This window comes from Tsuneonella sp. HG249 (genome assembly GCF_053819205.1).
Window position 1 is genome coordinate 139053 of sequence record NZ_JBSOQY010000002.1, and the last position, 22884, is coordinate 161936.

General features: G+C 65.1%; 21 protein-coding genes, 2 tRNA genes and 1 pseudogene. 10 read left to right on the plus strand and 14 right to left on the minus strand.

Translation table 11 applies throughout. The annotated features are described in order from the left end of the window. Positions 1–2: 2 nt before the first annotated feature. Together ACWPM1_RS12785 and ACWPM1_RS12790 are read right to left on the minus strand one after the other, a co-directional pair. On the minus strand, positions 3–1052 hold the full coding sequence (locus ACWPM1_RS12785) for a LacI family DNA-binding transcriptional regulator (protein ID WP_455695287.1): 1050 nt from the start codon (positions 1050–1052) through the stop codon (positions 3–5). A 142-nt stretch (positions 1053–1194) separates the two neighbouring features. Beyond that, a complete protein-coding gene (locus tag ACWPM1_RS12790; RefSeq protein WP_455695288.1) occupies positions 1195–4392 on the minus strand; it encodes a TonB-dependent receptor in 3198 nt (1065 codons plus the stop codon). 162 nt (positions 4393–4554) lie between these two features. On the opposite strand from ACWPM1_RS12790, the gene ACWPM1_RS12795 reads away from it, so the two are divergent. Continuing rightward, a complete protein-coding gene (locus ACWPM1_RS12795) occupies positions 4555–6063 on the plus strand; it encodes a tryptophan halogenase family protein (RefSeq protein ID WP_455695289.1) in 1509 nt (502 codons plus the stop codon). Positions 6064–6116: 53 nt separating this feature from the next. Then, positions 6117–6920 (plus strand): crotonase/enoyl-CoA hydratase family protein, encoded by an 804-nt coding sequence (locus ACWPM1_RS12800; RefSeq protein ID WP_455695290.1) that lies wholly within the window; start codon positions 6117–6119, stop codon positions 6918–6920. Here ACWPM1_RS12800 and ACWPM1_RS12805 read toward each other — a convergent pair whose 3' ends face one another. Next, positions 6921–7694, minus strand: coding sequence for an acyl-CoA thioesterase (locus ACWPM1_RS12805; RefSeq protein WP_455695291.1), 774 nt, complete (start codon positions 7692–7694; stop codon positions 6921–6923). Positions 7695–7838: 144 nt separating this feature from the next. Between ACWPM1_RS12805 and ggt the strand changes: the two genes are divergently transcribed. The 4 genes from ggt (at position 7839) to ACWPM1_RS12825 (ending at position 12954) form a co-directional block, all read left to right on the plus strand. Beyond that, the gene (gene ggt, locus ACWPM1_RS12810; protein ID WP_455695292.1) at positions 7839–9554 is read left to right on the plus strand and encodes a gamma-glutamyltransferase; all 1716 of its coding nucleotides are present in this window, start codon (positions 7839–7841) and stop codon (positions 9552–9554) included. A 120-nt stretch (positions 9555–9674) separates the two neighbouring features. Beyond that, on the plus strand, positions 9675–12677 hold the full coding sequence (locus ACWPM1_RS12815; RefSeq protein ID WP_455695293.1) for a TonB-dependent receptor domain-containing protein: 3003 nt from the start codon (positions 9675–9677) through the stop codon (positions 12675–12677). A gap of 67 nt (positions 12678–12744) precedes the next feature. Beyond that, a tRNA-Cys gene (locus tag ACWPM1_RS12820) sits at positions 12745–12818 on the plus strand. A 60-nt stretch (positions 12819–12878) separates the two neighbouring features. Next, positions 12879–12954 (plus strand) — tRNA-Thr (locus tag ACWPM1_RS12825). A gap of 197 nt (positions 12955–13151) precedes the next feature. On the opposite strand, the gene ACWPM1_RS12830 is transcribed toward ACWPM1_RS12825, so the two are convergent. From ACWPM1_RS12830 to ACWPM1_RS12845, 4 genes and pseudogenes are all read right to left on the minus strand, one after another. Continuing rightward, a complete protein-coding gene (locus ACWPM1_RS12830; RefSeq protein WP_455695321.1) occupies positions 13152–14276 on the minus strand; it encodes a recombinase family protein in 1125 nt (374 codons plus the stop codon). Between the two features lie 6 nt (positions 14277–14282). Further along, positions 14283–14612: pseudogene (locus tag ACWPM1_RS12835) on the minus strand (recombinase family protein); the annotation flags it as partial. A 130-nt stretch (positions 14613–14742) separates the two neighbouring features. Continuing rightward, the gene (locus tag ACWPM1_RS12840) at positions 14743–15180 is read right to left on the minus strand and encodes a DUF2924 domain-containing protein (protein ID WP_455695294.1); all 438 of its coding nucleotides are present in this window, start codon (positions 15178–15180) and stop codon (positions 14743–14745) included. Beyond that, positions 15177–15512: a DUF3489 domain-containing protein gene (locus ACWPM1_RS12845; RefSeq protein WP_455695295.1), complete on the minus strand. Its 336-nt coding sequence runs from the start codon at positions 15510–15512 to the stop codon at positions 15177–15179. The genes ACWPM1_RS12840 and ACWPM1_RS12845 overlap by 4 nt, the downstream gene beginning before the upstream one ends. Positions 15513–15777: 265 nt before the next feature. Here ACWPM1_RS12845 and ACWPM1_RS12850 point away from each other — a divergent pair, with 265 nt between their 5' ends. Then, positions 15778–16098 carry a hypothetical protein gene (locus ACWPM1_RS12850; RefSeq protein ID WP_455695296.1) on the plus strand — a complete coding sequence of 107 codons (321 nt, stop codon included), beginning with the start codon at positions 15778–15780 and terminating at the stop codon, positions 16096–16098. A gap of 164 nt (positions 16099–16262) precedes the next feature. On the opposite strand, the gene ACWPM1_RS12855 is transcribed toward ACWPM1_RS12850, so the two are convergent. Genes ACWPM1_RS12855 through ACWPM1_RS12870 form a run of 4 tightly spaced genes read right to left on the minus strand, consistent with a single transcriptional unit; the run spans position 16263 to position 18011 of the window. Continuing rightward, the gene (locus ACWPM1_RS12855) at positions 16263–16565 is read right to left on the minus strand and encodes a DUF1971 domain-containing protein (protein ID WP_455695297.1); all 303 of its coding nucleotides are present in this window, start codon (positions 16563–16565) and stop codon (positions 16263–16265) included. Next, complete coding sequence (locus tag ACWPM1_RS12860) at positions 16562–16948, minus strand: group III truncated hemoglobin (RefSeq protein WP_455695298.1); 387 nt, start codon at positions 16946–16948, stop codon at positions 16562–16564. The genes ACWPM1_RS12855 and ACWPM1_RS12860 overlap by 4 nt, the downstream gene beginning before the upstream one ends. Before the next feature lie 2 nt (positions 16949–16950). Beyond that, positions 16951–17292 (minus strand): histidine kinase, encoded by a 342-nt coding sequence (locus tag ACWPM1_RS12865; RefSeq protein ID WP_455695299.1) that lies wholly within the window; start codon positions 17290–17292, stop codon positions 16951–16953. A gap of 29 nt (positions 17293–17321) precedes the next feature. Further along, positions 17322–18011 (minus strand): alternative oxidase, encoded by a 690-nt coding sequence (locus tag ACWPM1_RS12870; RefSeq protein WP_455695300.1) that lies wholly within the window; start codon positions 18009–18011, stop codon positions 17322–17324. A 178-nt stretch (positions 18012–18189) separates the two neighbouring features. Between ACWPM1_RS12870 and ACWPM1_RS12875 the strand changes: the two genes are divergently transcribed. Beyond that, positions 18190–19641: a sensor histidine kinase gene (locus ACWPM1_RS12875; RefSeq protein ID WP_455695301.1), complete on the plus strand. Its 1452-nt coding sequence runs from the start codon at positions 18190–18192 to the stop codon at positions 19639–19641. Further along, positions 19631–20257 (plus strand): response regulator FixJ, encoded by a 627-nt coding sequence (gene fixJ, locus ACWPM1_RS12880; RefSeq protein WP_455695302.1) that lies wholly within the window; start codon positions 19631–19633, stop codon positions 20255–20257. Before ACWPM1_RS12875 ends, fixJ begins: the two co-directional genes overlap by 11 nt. 3 nt (positions 20258–20260) lie before the next feature. On the opposite strand, the gene ACWPM1_RS12885 is transcribed toward fixJ, so the two are convergent. Further along, positions 20261–20692 carry a hypothetical protein gene (locus tag ACWPM1_RS12885; RefSeq protein ID WP_455695303.1) on the minus strand — a complete coding sequence of 144 codons (432 nt, stop codon included), beginning with the start codon at positions 20690–20692 and terminating at the stop codon, positions 20261–20263. Positions 20693–20936: 244 nt separating this feature from the next. Here ACWPM1_RS12885 and ACWPM1_RS12890 point away from each other — a divergent pair, with 244 nt between their 5' ends. Then, the gene (locus tag ACWPM1_RS12890) at positions 20937–21746 is read left to right on the plus strand and encodes a hypothetical protein (RefSeq protein WP_455695304.1); all 810 of its coding nucleotides are present in this window, start codon (positions 20937–20939) and stop codon (positions 21744–21746) included. Here ACWPM1_RS12890 and ACWPM1_RS12895 read toward each other — a convergent pair. Both ACWPM1_RS12895 and ACWPM1_RS12900 read right to left on the minus strand, forming a co-directional pair. Next, positions 21734–22564, minus strand: a complete 831-nt coding sequence (locus ACWPM1_RS12895) for a MipA/OmpV family protein (RefSeq protein ID WP_455695305.1) — start codon at positions 22562–22564, stop codon at positions 21734–21736. The two genes, ACWPM1_RS12890 and ACWPM1_RS12895, sit on opposite strands and share 13 nt — an antisense overlap. Before the next feature lie 135 nt (positions 22565–22699). After that, on the minus strand, positions 22700–22876 hold the full coding sequence (locus tag ACWPM1_RS12900; protein WP_455695306.1) for a hypothetical protein: 177 nt from the start codon (positions 22874–22876) through the stop codon (positions 22700–22702). Positions 22877–22884: the final 8 nt, after the last annotated feature.

Sequence of the window (22884 nt, forward strand, 5' to 3'; positions counted from 1 at the left end):
TGTCAACGAAGCGCTGCAACGGAGCCGCGTTCGGCCAGGTTTCCATGCACGACGGTGACGCCAGTGGGTGGCGGGTCGCCTTTCTGCACGCGGATGAGGATCTCGACGGCCTGGCTGACGGTCTCGGCGATCGGCTGGTCGACCGCGGTCAGCGGAGGGTGGGTGAAGTGCACCAGCGGCGTATTGTCGAAGCTGATCAGCGAGAGCTGTTCCGGCACCGCGATGCCGCGCGATCGGGCGACTTCGAGCGCGGCCAGCGCCATCTGGTCGTTGCTGGCGACGATCGCGGTAGGAGGCGACGGGCGGTCGAGCAGGGCGGCCGCGGCGCGGGCACCCGAGGCATAACTGAAATCGCCTTCTTCGAGCAGGTCGTCGCAAGTTAGGTCGGCCGCGCTCATGGCCGAGCGCCAGCCGTCGATCCGCCGGCCGCTGAGCTGATATTCGGGGGAGCCGGCGATGAAACCGATGTGGGCATGGCCGCGAGCTATGAGATATTCGGTCGCGGTGGTCGCGAGCGCCTCGTCGTCCATCGTCAGCGCGATGCCGGGTCCGTCCTCGCGCGAGCCGATGCGCACGAACGGGATGCGCTGCTTGCCGAGAAACGCGACGATGCGCGGGTTGTCGGAGTGCGGCGGGGTCAGGATGATCCCGTCGGGCTGAAGTGCAGCGATGGCCGCGGCCAGCTCGCGTTCGACATGATCGTCGTGCGTGTCGACCAGCTCGAAGATCATTCGGTAGCCGTATTCGGCGCACTTGAGCATCCCGCCCAGCAGCATCTGGTCCACCCAGTCGGTCCCTTGCCGCGCGCGCCAGTCCGCGATGGTCCGCTCGCGGTCGTTGATCGCAAGGATGAGGTAGGACCGCGAGCCGCTCATCCGCTGCGCGGCGATCGAGGGGACGTAGCCCAGTCGGTCGATCGACGCCTGGACCCGTTCCTGCATCTCGGGCCGGACGCTCGGCTCCTTGTTGATGACGCGGCTGACCGTTTGCAGAGACACGCCTGCATCGGCGGCGACGTGCTTGATGGTGACAGCCTGGCGGCGGCGAGCCATATTCTGCGTGTTCCCCCTTGATGCCGCCTGGATGGCAGACGTCTCTAAGGTTCAATCGGCCGAAGGCAAGTAAGCCCCGGAAACGGCTGGGCCCGGATCTCGCGACCCGGGCCCGTTCCCTCATCTTGACCGGACGGTTCGCCTAGAAACTGAACCGCGCCAGGAAAGTGTACCGGCGATCGTTGCGGAAGGCCGAGCGGGTCACCCGCGTCCCGTCGAAGTCGATCACCTGGCTGGTCCGGGTCACCTCGTCGAGTAGGTTCACGCCCTGGACGCCCAGCTTGATCTGGTCGGTGATGGAGAAGAAGATCGAGGCGTCGAGTTGACCGGTGTCCTCGCCCCAGATCGGCGAGAACGGGAAGATGTCGTCGCGCGGGGTAATGAGGAACTCGGAGCGCCAGTTGTACGCGGCACGGGCCGAGACCCGCCCCTTTTCGTAAAACAGCACCGCGTTGACCGTGTGTTTGGACACGCCCGCCAGCGGCTGGCTGGCGGCGAACGATCCGGCCGCTTCGAGGAACGTGTTCCGGAAATCGCCCGCGTCGACATAAGTGTAGGTCAACTGCGATCCCAGCCCGCTGAGGATGCCCGGCAGGAAGTCGTAGGTCTGCTGGTAGGCTACCTCAACGCCCTTCAGCGTACCGCCATCGGTATTGAACGGACCGCGAAACTCGACGTCATTGGTAACGCCGCCGGGGCTGGTGTATTGCCGGACTTCCGCGCCGTTGCTGGTCAAGTCCTTAATGTCCTTGAGGAACGCGGCGACCGTGATCGATCCGACCGTGTCGAAGTACCATTCGGCCGAAAGGTCATAGCTCCACGCGCTAACGGGACGCAGCAGGCGGTTGCCGCCCGAAATCGCGAACAGCGGCCCGGTCGCCAGCGTGCCGCCGGCGGCGAGCGTGGCGACGTTGCTGCCGATCGTCCCGCCCGCGCGATAGGCTCCGAGGTCCGGACGGACGATACCCTTTGACACCGCGCCGCGCAGCAGCATGCCGTTGCCGAAATCGAGCTTGAGGTTGAGGCTTGGCAGCCAGTCGTCGAACTTCGTGTTGACGTTGTCGGTGACCACTTCGCCGGTGAAGCCGGCCGCGAAAGTCGCGAGCCGCGCATCGGTCAGCTGGCAGTACTCGAGGCCCGGCGTCCCGGGAGCGGCATTGGCGCAACGAGCGCGCAATAGCGGCACCGTGACCACGGTTCCCGGCGCGAGGCCGAGGGCGCGTGGGTCGGGGAAGCCGAAAAGACCGCGAGTGCGGATCTCGGTTTCCACGTAGCGCACGCCGATGTTGCCATCGAGCTTGATTCCGCCGCCGAACTCGGTGCCGAAGTCGACCCGCACGTAGCCGCCGGTCGTCGACTCCTCGACGTCCGAGATTTCGCCCGGGCAGAATGGGTCGCAGTTGACGATCGAGCCGTCGATAAGCGTCGCGGTGCGATCATAGATCGGCACCCGCTGTTCGGGGGTCAGCGTGAACGCGACGATCTGCCGGCGGCGCTGTTCGACGGTGCCATCGAGATACTCGCCGAGTAGGTCGTCGCCGCCGAAGAACAGGGCGGAACCGTCACCGACCGGGATCGGGGCGTTGCCACGCTGGAAGCTGTCGCCGAAAGGATTGCGCGCACTGGCGAACGACGGGAAGTCGGCGACATAGGCGCCGCCGCAGCCGAAGGCTTGGAAGTCATCGCAGTTCCAGTTGCCGTTCCGGCCTGTCCAGGGTGCGCCGAGGTTGCCCCAGTTGCTGAAGTTCGTGTCGCGGTTGATGCGCTCCCGGTCGCCCCAGCGGGCGCCGAAGCGGGCCTGCTTGAAGAAGCCGGTGTCGCTGATATCGAACTCGCCGTCGAAGCGGACGGTGGTCAGATTGCCTTCGTTCTGGCCCGCGCTGTCGAGCAGGAACCAATAGTAGGTTTTCGTGGGGTCGGTGAAATAGGCTGCGGAGGAAGACGTAGTGCCCGGCTGCAGGAATTCGACCGACGGGGTCTCGCCGCCCGCATCGATGCGGATGTCCGTGAAAGTCTGGGTCGCGGCGAGAATCGCATCGTAATTCCGGTCCGACCGGATGTATTGCACTTCGGCGTTGAAGCGCAGCCGGTCGGTGGGCGCGAGATCGATGTCGATCGAGAAGTCCTCGGTCTTCGCGTCTTCCGCGCGCTGGAAGCGCAGGAACTCGGTGGGGATCCCGGCCCCGCCGACGTTGGTCAGGGTTCCGGTCTGGAAAATGCCGTTCGCGTCGAATGTAAAGCCTCCGCCCGTTGCCGCGACCGGGAACAGCGCGTCGTCGTTGACCTGCGCGAGGATCGCCGCCTCGTCGAGCGTGGAGTCGGTGGTGGCGCGCAGGTATTCCAGCGTCACGGTGGCGCGGCCGTCGTTGCTTTCCCACTGCAGCGTCCCGTTGATCGCGTCGCGGTCGCGGGTGAGGGTGGAGGTGCGCACGCCCGCGCCCTTGGGAACAACTACCGCACCGGGCGGCGGGAAATTGGTTTCGTTGAAACCGCCGCCGCCGCCGAAACCGCCCGAGCCCACCGAACGGACGCGGATGCAGGTCGCGGTCAGGGTCGCCGCGCGATAGCATGGGTCGGTGATCTGCGAAGCGTCGGTGCTGGTGACCAGCTCCTGCTGCGCATAGCCCAACTGGACGCCGAATGTGCCGATGCCGGTCTCGAAGGTGTTGGAGGCCAGCACCGAGAAGCCCGGTGACCATTCCTTCGCCATGTCGCCGTAGTTGGCTTCGACAGTGGCGGCGATGTGGAAGCCGGACTTGTCGAGCGGGCGGCGGGTGACGAGGTTGACCGTCCCCGCGATGCCGCCTTCGATCATGTCGGCGGTGACGTTCTTGAATACTTCGATGCGGCCGAGAAGCTCCGGCGAGACGTCGTTGAAGGATAGCTCGCGGCCGCCGGTCGCGGAGAAGATGTCGCGGCCGTTGAGTTCCGAGCGGACGAAGGGCAGGCCGCGCACGACCACCCCCGCGCCCTCGACCGAGAAGCGGTCGGGATCGCTGGGCTTTGCGAAACGGCCGATGTTGACGCCGGGGACGCGCTGGAGCGCTTCGGCCACCGAGCGATCGGGCAAGGCCCCGATATCTTCCGCGGTGATCACGTCGACCACGGTGTCGGCCGCCTGCTTGATGTTCTGCGCCGATTCGAGCGACTGGCGGAAGCCGGTCACCGTGATGACGTTCTCGTCCTCAGCTTCGGGCGTGGCTTGCGCGGCTTCTTCTTCCGGTTCGGCATCCTGGGCGAGAACCGGCTGGGCGGCGAGGGCGATCGCCGACGCGGTCGAGAGGGCGACGATGCGGCGCGAAGCGCGGAAGCCGGCGGCGGTGGCGGTGCGACGAATCAAGCGATCCTCCCTGATCGATATGGCATAGCGGCGGGAATCGCGCCCCGCTCGTGACGTTTGGATAACCGATTGCGTGAACGTTCACAAGGCAATAATGAACGTTCACATTTGGCGCTGCCGGGCCGGTGTGCCAAGGCAGCCGTGCGCTAAGGGAGAAGCAGCTTGCAGGCCATCCGCCATATCGTGATCGTCGGCGGCGGAACCGCCGGCTGGATGGCTGCGGCCGCCCTGTCGCGCTTACGCGCTGGCCGTGCCGTCGAGATCACCGTCGTCGAAAGCGAGACGATCGGGACTGTCGGGGTAGGCGAGGCGACCATCCCGCCGTTCGTCGATTTCAACCGCCTGCTGGAGATCGACGAAGCCGAGATGCTCGCCGCCTCGCAGGGCTCGTTCAAGCTCGGCATCCAGTTCCTCAACTGGGGCAAGCTCGGCGGCAGCTACATCCACCCGTTCGGCAACTACGGCTACGAGATGCACGGCGTGACCTTCCCCCACGTCTGGCACAGATACCGGCAGGCGGGCGACAAGCGCCCCATCCAGGCCTTCAATCTGGAGACGGTGGCGGCGCACTTCGGGCGCTTCGCGCGCACCGAGGACTACCAGCGAGAAGACTTGCCGCCCGTCAACTACGCCTATCACCTCGATGCCGGGCGCTACGCTCAGTTCCTTCGCCGCTACGCCGAGAAGCGCGGCGCGGTTCGCCAGGAAGGCAAAGTCGTCGATGTGGCGCTCGATGGCGCCAGCGGATTCGTAACCCGGCTGACTCTGGAGGGCGGCAAGCCGCTCGATGGCGATTTCTTCATCGACTGCTCGGGCTTCCGCGGCCTTTTGATCGAGCAGGCGCTCAAGTCCGGGTACGAGGACTGGCGCAATTACCTGCCATGCGACCGGGCAGTGGCCTTGCCGTGCCCGCGGGCGGACGGCAGTGGCCCGGCTCCATACACTCGTTCGACCGCACACAGCGCCGGGTGGCAATGGACCGTTCCGTTGCAGCACCGCAATGGCAACGGGCACGTCTATTGCAGTGAATACATGGAAGACGACGAGGCGCTGCGGATCCTACTCGGAAATCTGGCCGGCGAACCGACCGCGGACCCGAACTTCCTGCGCTTCGTCACCGGGCGGCGGAAGAAATTCTGGAACAAGAACGTGGTCGCGCTGGGCCTCGCTTCGGGGTTCATGGAGCCGCTCGAATCCACCTCGATCCACTTGATCAACACCGGCATCAACAAGCTGATTGCCCTGCTCAACCTCGATGGGGTGACCCAGGCCCAGGAGGACGCCTTCAACCGCCTCACCACGCGCGAGTACTTGCGCATCCGGGACTTCCTCGTGCTCCACTATCACGCCACCGAGCGCGAGGATTCCCCGTTCTGGAATCACTGCCGCACGATGGCGATCCCCGATACACTGGCAGAGAAGATCGAGCTGTTCCGTTCCAACGGGCAAATATTCCGCGAGGAAGACGAGCTGTTCACCGAAACGAGCTGGGCGGCAGTGATGATGGGGCAGGGCATCGCGATGGGCGGTCATAACGTGATGGCCGATACGTTGCCCGAGCCCCAGACCCGGCAGGAAGTCGATGCGATCGAGCAGTCGATCCGCTTCGTGGTCGAGCATATGCCCGCGCACGGCGACTACCTGAAGTCGTACTGCCCCGCGGCGGCCTAGACAATTCTCTTTGCTTCGGCGACGTTGCCGCAGAACAGCCGAGGGGCAAGCCGATGAAGTTCCGCGCCAACGACCGCGTATCGATCGACCTCGAGGAAGACGGTGTCGCCCAGGTTCGCCTGATCCGTGCCGACAAGATGAACGCGCTCGACGCGGACATGTTCGACCGGCTGATCGAGGCGGGGCAGGCGCTGCAGAACATGAAGGGCCTGCGGGCGGTGGTGCTGGCGGGGGAAGGACGGGCCTTCTGCGCCGGCCTCGACTTGTCCAGCTTCGGCCGAAATCGGGGCGACGAGCCGCCTTTGACCGAGCGCACCTTCGGCAACGCCAACCGCGCGCAACAGGTCGCCATGCAGTGGCGCAAGCTGCCCGTGCCGGTGGTGGCCGCGGTCCACGGGGTGTGCTTCGGCGGCGGCCTGCAGATCGCCAGCGGCGCGGACATCCGGGTGGTCGCTCCCGATACCCGGATGGCGGTGATGGAAATGCGCTGGGGCTTGGTCCCGGACATGGGCGGGATCGCCCTGTGGCGCGGGCTGGTGCGCGACGACGTGCTGCGCGAGTTGACCTTTACCAACCGCGAGTTCACCGGCGCCGAGGCGCTGACGCTCGGCCTCGCGACGTATGTCGAGGAAGACCCGCTGCCCCGCGCGGTAGAGATTGCCCGCACGATCGCCGACCGGAACCCGCACGCGATGCGCGGCGCCAAGCGGCTGATCAATGCCATGGCCGACAAGAACACCGCCGACCTGTTGATGGAAGAAAGTCTCGAGCAGCACCCGTTGCTCGGCTCGCGCAATCAGATGGAGGCGGTGATGGCCGGGATGGAGAAGCGCAAGGCGCGCTACGAGGACATCTAGCTAACCGAAGATCGCCGCCGCCTGCATGCCCGCCAGCACCTGCTCACCGTCGGCGTTCCACAGGCGCAGCCGCTCGCTCGAATAACCGTGGTCGGCGTGGTCGCTCGCCGCTTCGGCCAAAAACCAGCCATCGCGGGTCTTCGCTTCGGGATCGAGCAGGTTGAAGCTCCAGTTGATCGACGAGAGCGGGCCTTGCCGCTGCATCACCCGCATCGAACCGGGCGGTAGCGCGTCGCCGAGCACAATCGCCATGACCACCGGGTCGAGGCCCTCGCGGTCTTTCAGGCGGACCCACCGGCGGACCATCGGCACCCCCGGTCCCCGCTCGTCCTGCGCGCGCCGGATTTCGAGGTTCTGGGTGAAATAATTGGTCGGGCTGGGAAGCTCCTCGCAGTCCTCGGGGGCGCCCGGCCAAGGGTCGGCCTTGCCAGCCGGATGAACGGCGTTGGGCTCGCGCGGGTCGCCGAACAGCATCAGCGCGGTCAGCGCCAGCTTGCCGTCGCAGGCGATGTCGCTGCGAACCTGGGTGACGTTACGCCCCTGGCGCACGATCCCGACCGAGAACGCCAGTGTGCTGCCGACCGGGGCCACGAAGCCCACTTGCGCAGCGCGGAACGGGGGCAGGTCGGGCATGGCTTTGCGGGCCGCGGCCAAAGCGAGCGCGGCGGACGCGCCGCCGAACAGCGTGCGGCCCTGCATCCAGTTTTCGGCCCCTTGCAGGGTCACCGGGCGATTGTCGGCCGGAACGGCGTCTATGAGATTGGCGAAGCGCATGGGCGGGCCCATAGCAAATCGAAACCGAACGTCACGCGCATAACTTTCGGCTAAGCCGTGCCGATATGTTTCCGCCTGCCGCCATCGAGGTTCGCGGCTAGCTTGTGGCTGCACGAGAGAGGTCACCAAACAATGCGATACGGCATGATTTCACGGGTTCTCGCCGCTCTGGCGGGCTTCGCACTGGTCCTCCCCGCACCGCTGGTGGCGCAAAGCCGGCATCTTCTCGAATACGCGTCGATCCATTCGCCGACCATAGGCACTCGCGGAATGGTGGTGTCGCAAAGCGCTCGGGCGAGCGAGGTTGGAGCAGTTGTCCTGCGCGAGGGCGGTAACGCCGTCGACGCCGCCATCGCCACGGCCTTCGCGCTGGCCGTAACCTTGCCGCGCGCCGGCAATCTCGGCGGCGACGGGTTCATGATGGTGTACGACTCGAAGAGCGGCGCAACCCGGGTGGTCGACTTCCGCAGCGTGGCGCCGGGAGCCGCCACGCCGGCCCTGTTCGTTGACGACGCCGGCAAGGAGCGAGACGAGGCCAACTACGGCTACCTTTCTCCTGCCGTTCCCGGGACGGTGGCCGGGCTAGAATATGCCCATCGGAAATGGGGACGCGCGGAATGGCGTTCGCTGGTCGTCCCCGCACAAGCGCTGGCCGGCGATGGCGTCGCGCTGACCGCCGACGAGGCGTTCGTATTCGGCTGGGGCAAGGAGCGCCTCTCAAAGAGTGCATCCGGACTTGCAACTTTCTACAAGGCCGGCGGACAGCTTTACGGCAAGGACGAGGTGCTCAGGCAGCCCGAACTGGCGTGGACGCTCGGCGAAGTCGCTGCCAAGGGCGCCGACGGCTTCTACAGGGGTGAGGTGGCGCGGCGGATCGCTGCGGACATGAAAGAAAACGGCGGCCTCATCACCGCGGCCGACCTGGCGGCCTACAAGCCAGTGGAGCGCGATCCACTTGTCGGCAGCTATCGCGGCCTTTCAGTCTACACGACGCCGCCTGCCAGCGCGGGCGGGGCGACGCTGCTCAACATCCTCAACCAACTGGAACATTTCGACCTGAAATCGATGGGGGTGGGGAGCGCAGCCTCGCTGCACGTAATGGCCGAAGCGATGAAACTGGGATACGCCGACCGTTACGAGGTGCTTGGCGACGCGGACTTCGTGTCGTCGCCCGTGCTCGGCTTCATATCAAAGAGCTACGCGGCCGAGCGTGCCAAGCTGATCGACCGACAACGCGCGCGGCCGGCCGACCAGCTCGAAGCCGGGGATCCGCTGTCTTTCGAAAGCCCGTCCACCACTCATCTTTCGGTGGTCGACAAAGATGGCAACGTAGTCACGCTTACGTACACGCTGGGCTCGGACTTCGGGTCGGGTGTGATGATCGCCGGCACCGGCGTGCTACTTAACAACCAGATGAACAATTTCAGCCACCAACAGGCATGGGAAGCGCGCAAGGCGGGCAAGTCGCCCCCGCGCAACGCCATGGAGCCCGGCAAACGCATGCTTTCGACGATGATGCCGACGATCGTGATGAAGGATGGCAAGCCCTGGCTCGTAACCGGCACGCCGGGCGGCAGCACCATCATCGACACGGTCGCACAGGTCATCGTCAACACGGTGGATCACGGGCTCAACGTGGCCGAGGCCACTCACCAGCCGCGCATCTTCCAGGACGCGAGCGACGATCTCGATGTAGAGCCCAACTTCAATCCCGACACCGTCGCGGCGCTGAAGAGCATGGGGCACAAGGTTGAGGCCGGCGAGACGATGGGCAGCGCGCAGTCGATCATGATCGAGCGGGGCCTGCTGCTCGGCGCGGCCGATCCGCGTCGTCCAGGCGCGTTGGCTGTGGAGCCGTAGGGCCACACTATAGCCGGAAACTATGGCGCGTCGAACCAAGTGGGAGGGACAAGGCGCCAGGGAGATGGCAAACTCGCCTAAACTGGGAGCCGGAGCGCGCTTTCAAGGGGGGAACCGTTCATGAGTGCTTATCGCCTTCGCGCAGTCCTGCTGCTCTCGGCGGCCACCCTATCCGCCCCGGCATTGGCGCAGGAAACGGTGCCGGCGCCCATCGGCGAGCCTGAGGGCGAAGCGGACATCGTCGTGACCGGCACGCGCATCGAAGGCGCGAAGACCACCGAAGCGCTGCCCGTCGTGGTCCTCAACGAAGACCGCCTCGATGCTACGGGCAGCACTTCGGGGGACGACTTGTTCCGCTCCATCCCCCAGGCGGGCGATGTGCAGTTCCAGGAATCGCGCACCACCGGCAACCTCAACGACGCGCGCGGCGACAACGCCTCGGTAAACTTGCGCAATCTCGGCACGGGCAACACGCTGGTGCTGCTCAACGGGCGCCGCATGATCCTTACCCCAGGCACGCAGACCGAAAACTTCGTGCCGGTGCAGACCGCCAACACCAACTCCCTGCCGGTGGGCTCGATCCGCCGCATCGAGGTGCTGCTCGACGGTGCTGCCGCGCTATACGGCTCCGATGCGGTGGCGGGCGTGGTTAACGTCGTCACCGACACCCGCTTCGAAGGCGTGCGCGTTGCCGGCCGCTACGGGTGGGCCGACGGCTTCAGCGAGGCAACCGCGGCTGCCAAGGCCGGCTTCATGACCGATTCCGGCGGCCGCTATGTCATTTCAGCCAGCTACCTCCACCGCACCCCGCTGTTCGCCAGCGAAAGGCCGTATTCAGCGAGCGAAAATCATCTCCCTGCGCTGGTCGGCACTCCCTTCGAAGGGGACACCAGCTTCGACAACCGCTCGACCAGCGGGCCCTATGGCGGCTTCGTCGCGATTAACGCCGCCGGCAACGGGGTCGCTGTGCGGCAGGGCACGACCGCCGTGACAACCGCCACCGGCGCGGCGATCGGGGCTTTCCACGTCCAGCCTTCGACATACACCCCGACCGCGTGCTCGAGCAGTGTTTACGGCGGCGTGTGCCTTCGCACGGGCGCTATTACCGGCGCGGTCGACCGACCGCTCCGCTACGACGAGAACCCCGACCGCACGATCCGCGGCGAGCTCGACCGCTACACGGGCTATGCTGGTTTCGAGCAGCCGCTCGGTTCGATCGAGCTGTTCGGCGAGGCCAACTACTATCATGCAGTGCTTGACGGGCAGCGCGAACAGTCTGCGCCGATCTCGAGCGCGGTGATTACAGTGCCGAACACCAACTATTGGAACCCCTTCGGCGCGACCACCATCAACGGCGTTGCCAATCCAAACCGGCTGCCGAACTTGGTCAACGTTCCGGCGGCCGGTCTCGCTGTCCGCATCGCCAACTATCGGCCCGTCGATACCGGTCCTCGCACTTTCACGGTCACCGATGACATGTTCCGCGGAGTACTCGGCCTTCGCGGCGATCTTGGCGTGTGGAAGTGGGAGAGCGCGGTCACCTATGCCGAGGCGAAGACGGTCGACAACACCCACAACGCGGTGAGCGCGACACTTTTGCAGCAACAACTCGCCCTCTCGACGCCGGACGCCTACAACCCGTTCAATGGCGGGAGCGACCCGGCCTATAGTATTGGCGACGCGAGGCCGAGCTCGGCCGCTTCGATCGCCCCTTTCCTGGTCGAGGTCTACCGCATCGGCAAGACCAGCCTGGCGACGGCCGACCTCCGCATCAACACCGCCGACCTATTCGCCCTACCAGGCGGAAATGTCGGGATGGCAGCGGGCATCGAATGGCGCCGGGAAACGTTCAAGGACGATCGCGACGACCGGCTCGACGGCACCACCACCTACCGGGATAGCGTCACCGGAATTTCCTATGGCACCGACATCATCGGCGCGAGCGGGGCGCCGGACGTGGGAGCCAGCCGGAACGTCTGGGCGGCTTATGCCGAGCTCGCGCTTCCGCTGGTCTCGCCGGAGATGAACGTCCCGCTGGTGAGCGCCTTCGACGTCCAGTTGGCCGGTCGCTACGAGCGCTATTCTGACTTCGGCGATGTCGCCAAACCAAAGGTCGCGGCCCTTTGGGAACTGCTCGAGGGCTTCAAGCTGCGGGGCTCATGGTCGAAGAGCTTCCGCGCGCCCAACCTGCCGCAATTCTACAGCGACGGCGCGACGGTTTCCAACACCCGCACCGACTTTGGCTGCCGGACGGTGACGCTAACCCTGACGTGCCCGAGCGCCTCGACCCTCGAGGTGCGTGCCGGCAACGATCAATTGCAGCCGGAGAATTCCACCAACCTGACCGGCGGCGTGGTGATCGAGCCCCGACGCTGGTTGACGCTCAACTGGGACTGGTGGCAGATCAAGTCGAACGGCGTCATCGGCATTACCGGCGCGCAGAACCAGATTCTCTACGATCTGCTCCTGCGCCGCAGCGGCTCGTCCAATCCTAACGTCGTCCGCCTGCCGGTCGCCGCTGGCCAGGTGGTCGGCACGATCGACTACGTACAGGACAATTATTTCAACCTCGGGCCGAGGGTGATCGAGGGGTGGGATGCGCACGTCGGCATCCGCACCGGCGAGACCGGGATAGGCCGCTTCGAGCTCAACGCCGACCTCGCCAAGCTCACCAAGCTCCAGCAGTCCCCATCCGATCTCCAGCAGCAGCTGATCGATGCCAACGCGCAGGGACTGCTCGGTCCAAACGTCGCGATTACCCGCGCGGGCGACCTCGTGAAGCAAGGTGGCAATCCACGCTGGCGCTGGGCCCTCGACGCGTTGTGGCGCTCGGGTCCGGTGACCTTCTCCACGCTGGTGAGCTCGGTCGGCGAGGTGTTCGACACCGGTAGCTCGGTCGTTAACGGCCAGTTTTACCGCGTGCCTCGCTGGACTACGGTCAGCAGCTACGTCCAGTACAGCTTTGACGAGGAAAGCCCGATCGGCCAAGCGAGGTTGCGCCTCGGCGTGCGCAACCTGTTCGACAAGGACCCGCCGCTCACGTCCTCCAATTACGGGTTCAACGGAGCCTTGCATAATCCGAGCGGCCGTTTCTGGTATGTCGACATCAGCAAGACGTTTTGAGGCTTTTCCGGCGATTGCCTTGTCAGGGGCAAGGCGCTAGGGGGCCGCTTCCCGCGAGAGCGGGCGAGGCCCGATGGCGGAGTGGTTACGCAGAGGACTGCAAATCCTTGCACGCCGGTTCGATTCCGGCTCGGGCCTCCACCTCGCGTATCCCAAGCGCATTGCAGCCCCGCTGCACTGCCGATATGGGGCCGCCAGAGTGCCGCTTTAGCTCAGTTGGTAGAGCACATCATTCGTAATGATGGGGTCACAGGTTCGAGTCCTGTAAGCGGCACCACCCAGTCCACGGCTTTTGGGCCAACGAGAGCTCTGCCCGCCACGGGCAGGATTACCTGCCCACTTTCCGCCACTTGCCGTCGGCCTGAGAACGCCGACGAGTCCTGGAGACGCGTCGGACGCCGCTTCCACGCACCCTTTCTGGCCAAGTTCTCTACTCGCCATTTTCCGGATACCATTTCGGATAGTGGGGGAGGTTCAGCCGATGCCGAACATCGCGCGCTGACCGTTCCAGTCGAGGGGGATGGTGGATGCACGCATGAGCCGGCAAGCAGTCAGCTCGACTGGCTGCCGACCCTCAACAATTGCGGTGATGATATCCGGCGCAAGCCAGCTGATGCGCGTAAGCCGTTCCAGGTGCCGCCTGCCGAAGTGGGCAACAGCACGATGGGGCTCGCCGCTGAGCGCCATCTGTTGGGCAGCATTCGCGTGCGCTACGAGCTTCAGCAGGACGGGGTCGGGGTCGCCGATGTTTTCAACATCTTCGGGAGGCAAGGCGAGGCGTAGCTCATAGCCTCGTCGCGTGAGCTGCGCATCGAGAGTGGCCTCCAGAGCAGCGCCCGAGGTGGTCGCCACGGTGATCGAGGTTTCGGACAGCCGAACCGCGAGTCCGGCATCGAGCGCAACCTGTCGCTGCTCGGGGACCCGCATCGAAGGCAGAGCGGCCGCCAAGTTCCTGGCTAGCTCAAGCGCATCGAGGTCGCCGGCGTCCGTCGCTACAAGATGCTCGCCGCGCTTGCGCAGGAGCGTGGCCATCGCACCGACCACCAGCTTGTCGAGGTCGCCCGCCGGTACCCGCCATGGTTTGGAGTACGTGGCTCCGGATCGCTCCCTGGTGATGTAGTAGCGGTAGCGCTTTGAGCCCTTGCAGGCGTGCGTGGGTGTCATTTCCTTGCCATCGGGATCGGTGATCATGCCCGTGAGCAGGCTCGGTGCCTGCAGCTTGCGGCCAAGCCTTCGTTCGCTGCCGTTGTCCAGCATCACCCGCTGCGCCTCGTTCCACAGCCCCTCGTCGATGATCGCCTCGTGATCACCTTCATAAAGCTCCCCTCGGTGACGCACTTTGCCGATATAGATCGGGTTCCTCAGCATGACCGCGAGCGGTCCGCGCCCGAAGTGCGAGCCGCCTATCGCCCCGGAGCGCGTCTCGCGTACCTTGGTCCTGAGGCCCCGCTCGCGCAGCTCATCGACCAGCGCCCTGACAGACTTGAGGACAACATAGCGCTCGAAGATGAGGCGCACAGTCGCCGCCTCGCCAGGTTCGATAAGCAGCCGCCGGTCCTCGGGCCGGTAGCCGAGCGGTACCGGTCCGCCCATCCACATGCCCTTCTTCTTCGAGGCGGCTATCTTGTCGCGGATGCGCTCACCGGTCACCTCGCGCTCGAACTGCGCGAACGACAGCAGCACGTTGAGCGTCAGGCGTCCCATGCTGTTGGTGGTGTTAAACGCCTGCGTCACGCTCACGAACGAGGCACCGGCCTTGTCCATGATATCGACGATGCGCGCAAAGTCAGCCAACGAGCGACTGAGCCTGTCGACCTTGTAGACCACGATCACGTCCACTTTCCCGGCTTCAACGTCCTGCAGCAGCTGCTTGAGGGCAGGGCGGTCCATGTTGCCACCCGACCAGCCCCCATCATCGTAGAGGTCGCGCACCGGCTCCCAGCCTTCGTGCGCCTAGCTCAGGATGTAGGCCGCACAGGCTTCCCGCTGGGCATCGAGGCTGTTGAATGCCTGCTCCAGACCCTCCTCGGTCGACTTGCGAGTGTAGATGGCGCAGCGCCTGCGTTCAGCCATCGGGGCGTACCCCTTTACGCAGTCCGAAGAACCGCGGCCCTGACCATTGGGCGCCGGTGATCGTGCGCGCTATCTGCGAGAGGCTGACGTAGCGCCTGCCCTCGTGCTCGAACCCGTCTTCGAGCACGAGCACGTTGTAGGCCTTACCGTGCCAGCGCCGCACCAACCGCGTGCCGAGCTTGAGCCTGACATTATCGCCGGTGACCTGGCCGGTCTTCTCAAGCTGCCTGAGCGCGGCCTCGATGCGCCGGCGCGTCGAGGTGGGCAGCCCGCCGTGCACTCGCGCCTGCATCTTCCACGCGAGTCCCCGGCGCAAGGCGTCAGGACCCAGCTTCGGGGCAGGCGTGCGGAACAGCTTGTGCCACTCGGCGCGCAGCGCTGCAGGCGGCATGGCCTGAAGTGCTTCGAGCTCCTCGCCGAGCCCGTTCACGAGCCAGCCTCCGTGACCGAGTAGCGGCTCACGCCATCGGTTTTGCTGCGAGCGATGATGTGGCCCTTTTTCTTTAGGCCGGTCAGCGCCGCACGCGTGGTGTGGGGTAGCCAACTCGTTGCCTCGGCGAGCTCTTGGAGAGTGGCGCCTTGCTCGCGCTTGAGCAGGTTCAGGATCTTCTCGGTCTTCGTCGGCCCGTTCGATTGAACGACAGCATTCGAGCTGCGCGGCGTCTGTGGGCCGGTCTCCCGGCTCTCTGCCAACGCAGTGACCTCAGTACTCCGCTCGCGTGCCATGCGGCGCGGTCGCTTCTTCGTATCAGTGCTGGTCATGGGTGGTTCTCCTTGCTGGAGCAGCACCATGCCGCCCCACCACCCAAGGCCCTGCCGGTTGCGTCGGTCAGGGCAGCGGCCCGCTTGAAGCGGCCGCGATTCGCATGAACAGAATGCTCCTTCGTCTCGCGAAGTCGAGTTCATTCTGGACGGCAGCTACGCGCCCAATAGCGGGCCTTCCTCAAGCCCTTTGAATGTCAGGTGGCGTCCTGGATCAGGCAAAAAAGGGCTTGCTCCCGGCGTTGTCCCTTCCCAAATTGCTGCAATGCACAACGGCGAAACCAGATCCACCTCGACCGAACGGACCGTCATCGAAGCAATCGTGCGCCGACGGGTGGTGACCGCGGTCTACAACGGGACTCCGTTAGCGCTTTCGCCCCACAGCATGTTCGCACGGCACGGCGCGCTTTTCGTCAGCGCACTTAACTCAAGCAAGGCTCGAAGGGTTGGTGAAGATCCGCGCCTGGGAGTGTTCAAGTTGGCCGGCTTATCGGAGGTCGTGGTTACCGACGAACCTTTCGATCTCGCGGGAACTGACTCTGAGGAAGTTATGCGGCCCGATGACGAGCTCGTGTTCGCGCTCTAAGTTTAGGGTTCGAGGAGCACGAGGTTGCAGTAGGCTAAAGCGGGCAGCTTCGGCGCGTGTCTGCTTCAACCCAAAGCGATCATCCAAACGACGTTCAAGGTCGGCTTTGCGCCCAGTTTTGGTCATTCCAGACCAACTCGCTCCAGCCCAAAAGCGGTCTTAAATTATCCCGATTCCGTAGGGCGAAGGAACTCGACGTGAAAGCGGACCCCTCCCACCGGCTCGACACGGTGGACGATGGTGGGCTCGACAACGCCGGGCCCGGTGGCCGGAGTGAGCATCATCTGCGTCGGCTCTCTCCGTTCGTCGGTAACGAAGTAACGGAGTTCGCCCTCCTCGACGCGGATCAATCCCCAGACGCCTTCCTTGGTCGCATGCTCGCCCAGCAAACCGGCGGGCACGGTCGTCTCGTTGAAGCTGGGCGTTCGCTTGTATGAGTGGAGACCTTCGGGCAGCACGCTGGTCACGCCGCCGACTCTCGCTCGCGATGAAACTGCACGCCCAGTTGCAGGCTTTCGGCGATGCGATCTGCCTTCTCCTGGAACGCAGCGGCTGCTTGGGGGCCGAGCACCTCTTCGGTCACCTCACCCCACAGCGCCAGCCACCGGCCGAAATTTTCGCGCGTCATGTGATCGGCGTGGCGCAGGTGCGCCACCATCGGCTGGCCCTTGTACCGCCCGCTGGTGAGCATGACCGATGACCAGAACGCCTCCAGCTTGCCGAGATGATGCGGCCAATCGTCGATCGCGCCGTTGAAGATTGGGCCAAGCACCGCGTCGGCGCGCACGCGAGCATAGAACCGCGGCACGAGACGACCGATATCCTGCTCGGTCACGGTCAGTTCGGTCATCGTCAGGCGGCCTTTCGGGGCTCGATCACGTGGGCAATGGCTCTGCTCAACTCGTCACCGAGGAGCGGTTTTTCAATCAGCAGGGCACCCGCGCTGGCAGCCCGGGCTCGAAAGGATAGCGTGGGGTTGGTCGCCAGGACGATCGCCGGAGCGGTGCAACCACATCCTCGCAACGTTATGAGGGCGGCAAGGCCGTCTCCGCAGTAGCCCTGATCGATGACCAGCGCGGCGGCGGCGAGATCACTTCCGGCCACAGTCAGCTGATAGCCCTCCACTGAAAGCGCGAACTGGAGCGAGGACAGGACCGCAAGGTCGCTCACCAACAGTGCGATGGGACCATGCATGTCCTGTCCTCCTCTCCCGCAGCCTTTGCTCAGGCCGCATTCTTCCAGTTCGGTTCGAGCACCACATGGGGCACGCAATTCGCCACGGGGCCCACCGGCAGCCCGGCCAGTTCATTGGCAAAGCCGTGATTGACGTCGCGGTGGTGGGCCTCGTCGGCCCTGACTACCAGGACGACGTCGCGCAGCGTGGCACTCTCAGGCAGGTTCCAATACCGCTTGGCGATCGCCGGGGCGGGCACGTTGGCGCTGCGGCCTTCGTCGATCTCGGCGAGATAGTGCGTGTAGCTGATGACCGCCTCTTCCTCGAAGTAGCCGACTACCCGGTGCGCGGTTTTGCTGCTGACCAGGTAGAGCGCGAAGAAGAACAGGTAGAACACCCACTGCACGCCGATGATCACCGCGCGTTCGAACATCGTCGGCTTGGAGATCTCGATGAACGTCATCAGGTGCATCCGTTCATTTTCGGCCTCGTCCATGAGCGTCTTGATCCAGCCCTTGTCGTCGCACATGCGGCGAAGGCACGCGAGATGGTTGATCGTCGCGCCGACCATGCCGGGCACCGCGGCGACCGTCTCCAGCACCACCGCGCGGTGGCCGTAGCGTTCGGCGAAGAAGGTGTCGGCAGTCCAGCGCAGCACCTTGGTGAATCCGAAGGCGATCCGGTCCGACACGCCCTTGGGCTGGTGGTGGACGCCAAGATCGATGATCGGTGCGGTCATGGTTACTTCTCCATAGGCGGCGCGGAATTGCTTGTGCGCCGTTGATGAAGCCGATTTAAGCGCCCGGCGGAGGCCGCGAAATTTGGATGATGTCCCTACTGCACCGCCCCTAAGGGCTTTAACGGAGGCCGGCCGCACGGCGTTCGCCAGCCGCTTCCTGCCACGTCTGTCGGCCCCGGTGGCGGTGGCGGTTGCGCTGCTGGCGATCGCCGCCGGCGCGGCCGTCAGGCTTGCGTTCGACGCCGAGCTCGGCACCCGCGCCACGTTCCTTTTCCTCATCCCCGGGGTGGTGTTCGCGAGCGCGCTGTCGGGGCTGCGTGCAGGGGCGTTCGCCGCGCTTGCCGGAGCCGCCGTCGGCCTGTGGTGCGACTGGCCGGGCGGCCCGGTCGAAATGGGCAGCGCGATCGCGGCCGCGGCCTATTTCGCGATCGGACTCGCGATCGCGATTGGCGGAGAGTGGTTCCAGCGCGCGCGGATCGAGACCGAAAACGCCGCCGCGGGATTCGCCCGCAGCGAGGCGCACTGGCGGTCGATCGTCGAAACCGTGCCCGACGCCATTGTGGTTATCGACGCAGCGGGTCTCATCCGCGACTTCAGCCCGGCGGCTCAGCGGACATTCGGCTGGAGCGCCGACGAGGTATCGGGGCGCAACGTGAACATGCTGATGCCCGATCCCTACCGCACCGCGCACGACGGCTATCTCGGACGCTATTATCGTACCGGCGAGCAGCGCATCATCGGCAAGGGCCGGGTGGTCGTCGGCGAGCGCAAGGATGGATCGACTTTCCCGCTCGAGCTCGCGGTGGGCGAGATGTGGGCCGATGGGGAGCGCTATTTCACCGGCTTCATCCGCGACCTCACCGAACGCCAGCAAGCCGAGGCGCGGCTACAGGAATTGCAGAACGAGTTGGTTCACGTCTCGCGCCTGACCGCGCTGGGCGAGATGGCTTCGGCGCTGGCGCACGAGCTCAACCAGCCGCTCTCGGCGATCGCCAATTACCTTAAGGGCAGCCGCATGCTGCTCACCCGTGACGACGTGCCGCACGAGCGAGTCGCCGACGCAGTCGAACGCGCCGCCGGCGAGGCGCTGCGCGCGGGCGAGATCATCCGCCGGCTGCGCGATTTCGTGGCCCGCGGCGAAAGCGAGCGCAAGGTCGAAAGCCTGCCCAAGCTGGTCGAGGAAGCGAGCGCGCTCGCGCTGGTCGGCGCGAAGGAGCACGGCATCCGCGTGCACTATGCGTTTAGCTCCGAGGTCGATCTCGTGCTGGCCGACAAGGTGCAAGTCCAGCAGGTGGTGCTCAACCTGGTTCGCAACGCGGTGGATGCGTTGGCGGCCGGCGACCCCGCGCGCCGCGAACTCGTGGTGGCGATCGAGCCGGCGGAAGACGAGATGGCTTGCGTGCGCGTCACCGATACCGGGCCGGGGATCGACCCAGAAGTCGCGGACCGTCTGTTCCAGCCCTTCATAACCACCAAGCGCACGGGTATGGGCGTCGGCCTGTCGATCTGCCGCACGATCGTCGAAGCGCACGGCGGGCGGATCTGGGGACAGCCGATCGAAGGCGGCGGGGCGGAGTTCGGGTTCACCCTCGAAGCAGTCGGCAAGGAGGAACTGTACGATGGCCAGTGACGGGGCAACTGACGGGATCGTCTATGTGATCGACGACGACGAAAGCGCGCGCCACAGCCTCGAATTCCTGCTCGACGTGGCGGGCGTGCGGGTGCGCTCGTTCGCCTCCGCGGACGCGTTCCTCAAGGCCGCTCCGCCGCTCGCCGGGGCCTGCGTGGTAACCGACGTGCGCATGCCGGGCATGAACGGGATCGAGTTGGCGGAGGAGCTGAAACGGCGCGGCGGGTACGTTCCGGTGATCGTCATTACCGGTCATGCCGACGTGCCGCTGGCGATCCAGGCGATGAAGGCCGGGGTCGCCGATTTCATCGAGAAGCCGTTTGACGATGAGGTGATGCTCACCGCGATCCGCAATGCGCTGGCGCGGCACGCCGGTGATGAAGGTGCGGCGGCCGAGCGCCAAGTGGTGCTCGACCGCATCGCTACTCTCAGTCCCCGCGAGCGGGAGGTGATGGATGGCCTGGTCGCGGGCAAGGCGAACAAGGCGATCGCCTTCGACCTCGACATCAGTGCCCGTACCGTGGAGGTCTATCGCGCCAACCTGATGATGAAGATGCAGGCCAAGACGCTGTCCGAGCTGGTGCGGATGGTGACGATCGTCACGGTTATCCGCTAACCGTCAGGCTACGATCGCACTGATCACCGCGATCGCCACCCCGAAGAAGCCGAGCAGCACGGGAAGGACGAGAACCTGCCCGGCGACCGAGCCGATATCCATCGGTCCGGTCCACGTGTTGAGCTTGCCGCCGGTGCGGTTGAACGCGCCCACGCGGCGGCGGTCGACGTTGGCAAGAATGCGCGCCGTACCGAAGAACATCGCGATGTAGAACGCGCTGATAAGGATCGCGAATTCGGCGCGGCCTTCGCCTGCGGTTGCCCCGAGCAGGCCGCCGAGGAAGGTGCCATAGCCGCCGAGCATCACCGCCCAGATCCAGCGCGGGAATTCGAAATCCGAATGTTCCGGCAGAGCCGGCGCGGGCGCGGTGAGAGTCGCCAGTTCTTCTGCGGTGACGATCCGCGCTTCGGCGGCGAAATCCTGTGTGTAGCGCATGTCCAAGTCCCTTCGCCTGAGGCGACCCTGCTGGACCGCCGGTGATGGGCAGTTCTACAAAGCAGATAAGTGAAGCGACATTTGGATGTTGTCCCTACCGCGTGCCCCCTAAGTGAACTTCCGGAGTTGGCGGGAACCTGAGGGAACGCGTTCTCTGGACTATCTCAGCATCGCGGGAGGGGTCACACAACGCCGTCCAATCCCTTGGACGGCACGAAACCAGACCCTGCCCGTTCAAGGGGCCATGCCAGCATCACAAATCAATAACTCGCCAGCCTCGTCGGTTCGCTGGCTCGTCATCGCAGCCGCCATTCTTCAGGTTCTAATTCCCATACTCCCCAGCCTCGGAGTGGGCGAACCGATCGGATCGCAGTCAGACGACGTGCGGACCCTCATCACCCCGGCCGGGTGGGCGTTCTCGATCTGGGGACCGCTCTATACCGGCGCGTTCGTGTTCGCGATCTACCAGCTTCTCCCAAGCAAGGTGACCGATCCGCTGCTCGCAAAGCTGCGCTGGCCCGCAACGGGCACCTTCATGGGCAACGCGGTATGGGCGCTGTACACGCAGTCGTTTGGCTTGTCGGCGATTTCGGCCGCGATCATCATCTTCACTCTCGTGTGCCTGATGCGTTGCTATCGCTTGTTCTCAGCTTGGGATGGCGGTTTCACCACAGCGCAGCGCTGGATGGCTGTGCTTCCGCTCAGCGCGCTCGCCGCGTGGCTGACTGCCGCGACAATCGTCAACATCGCTGCTTCGCTGCGATTTCACGGCGTGGAGGCAGGTGGCGCCACCCCGCTGATCAGCGCGGCGATCGTGCTCGTCGGCGGGATCATCGCCGCGCTTGCCCTCGTGCGGGGTTGCGGAAATCCGCCATACGCGCTGGTCTTCCTGTGGGCGCTCTCGGCGATCTATGCGGCGGGCGGGCAAAGGGCGGAAGCAGTCGCGCTGGCTGCCGCCGTTTCGGCAGTGCTTGTCGTGATCGGTGCGGTCGTCGGGCTTAGGCGAGCGCCGTCGGGAACATGGTTCGGAAGACCTTCCGGTCAGAACCGGTAACCGTATCCGAATCCCGCGGTAAACTGGAGCGGACGGCCGCGTTCAACGATGAGCGGCGAGTTCTTCGCTACCCCGCCCAGTTGTTCGAGGCTAGTGAACGCGGTAATCGCGCTGTGCCGACCGAACGGATGGATCAGTGAACCGCCGAGGCCATACGACACCAGTCCGCCATTGGGTCGGTAAGGCGCCAGACCGGAGGCGAGCGACTGCGCCGCGTCGATGCCGAAGAAGGTGCGGGTGAAGTCCTTGCTGGCCACCGTCGCGCGCGGGCCGACGTTGAGGATCGTGCGCCCGGCGCGCGCCTGGTAGGATAGCGACAGGTCACCGACGATACCTTCATGCCCGCCGAAGCCGCGCCGCGTCTCGAGCCTGCCGCGCCACTGCTGGCGATCACCGAATCGCTTTTCGACGAACGCCCCGATCTCGGCCGTGGCACCGATATCGCCGAGGCCGATCAAGGCATCGCTGCCGCCGGTCACCGCAAAAGGCGAGCCGCGGCCGTCTTCGTCGCGACCGAAGCGTACCTTGGCGATCGGTCCAGCTCTCCATCCGTTCGATTTGATCGCGTTAACGCCAATCCCGTCCGGGATCGACGCGAAGAAGACCTCGCCATAATTAACCCGCAAGTCGGGATAGATCGACAGCACGTAGTCTTTAGACCCCTGCCACGCCGGGCTGATCACGGGGGCGGCGCCCACCGTGACCGACCAGCCTTCGGTCGCCGGTGGCCGTCCAGGGGACGCTGTATGCCCTTGTGCCGGTTGAGCGAGGGCTGGCACGCTTGATAAAGCCGCGGTCAGGGCAAGGGCGAGGCGCATTCATATCTCCGAACAACTGGTCTTAGCGGCGTTGGCAAGCGACTGCCCATCAACACAGCGAAATGGCTGGCGCCTGAATGCGTCTAACGCCGCCGCGAGCGCTCGTGAGGAAGGGATTACCGGGCCCCTTGCCTCTCAATCGAGATCGTACAGAAGTACTACGAAGATGGAGTGGGTCGCCTTTGCATGACGAGTTTTCGCTTCAAGCGACGCAGCAGCGGAGGCAGCTCTCTTCATCCAAAGGGGACCGGACATCTCGGCCCAGTAGATGTCACTTAATTCTGGGGCGAGCGAAACGTCGACCGACTGCATTTGAACTT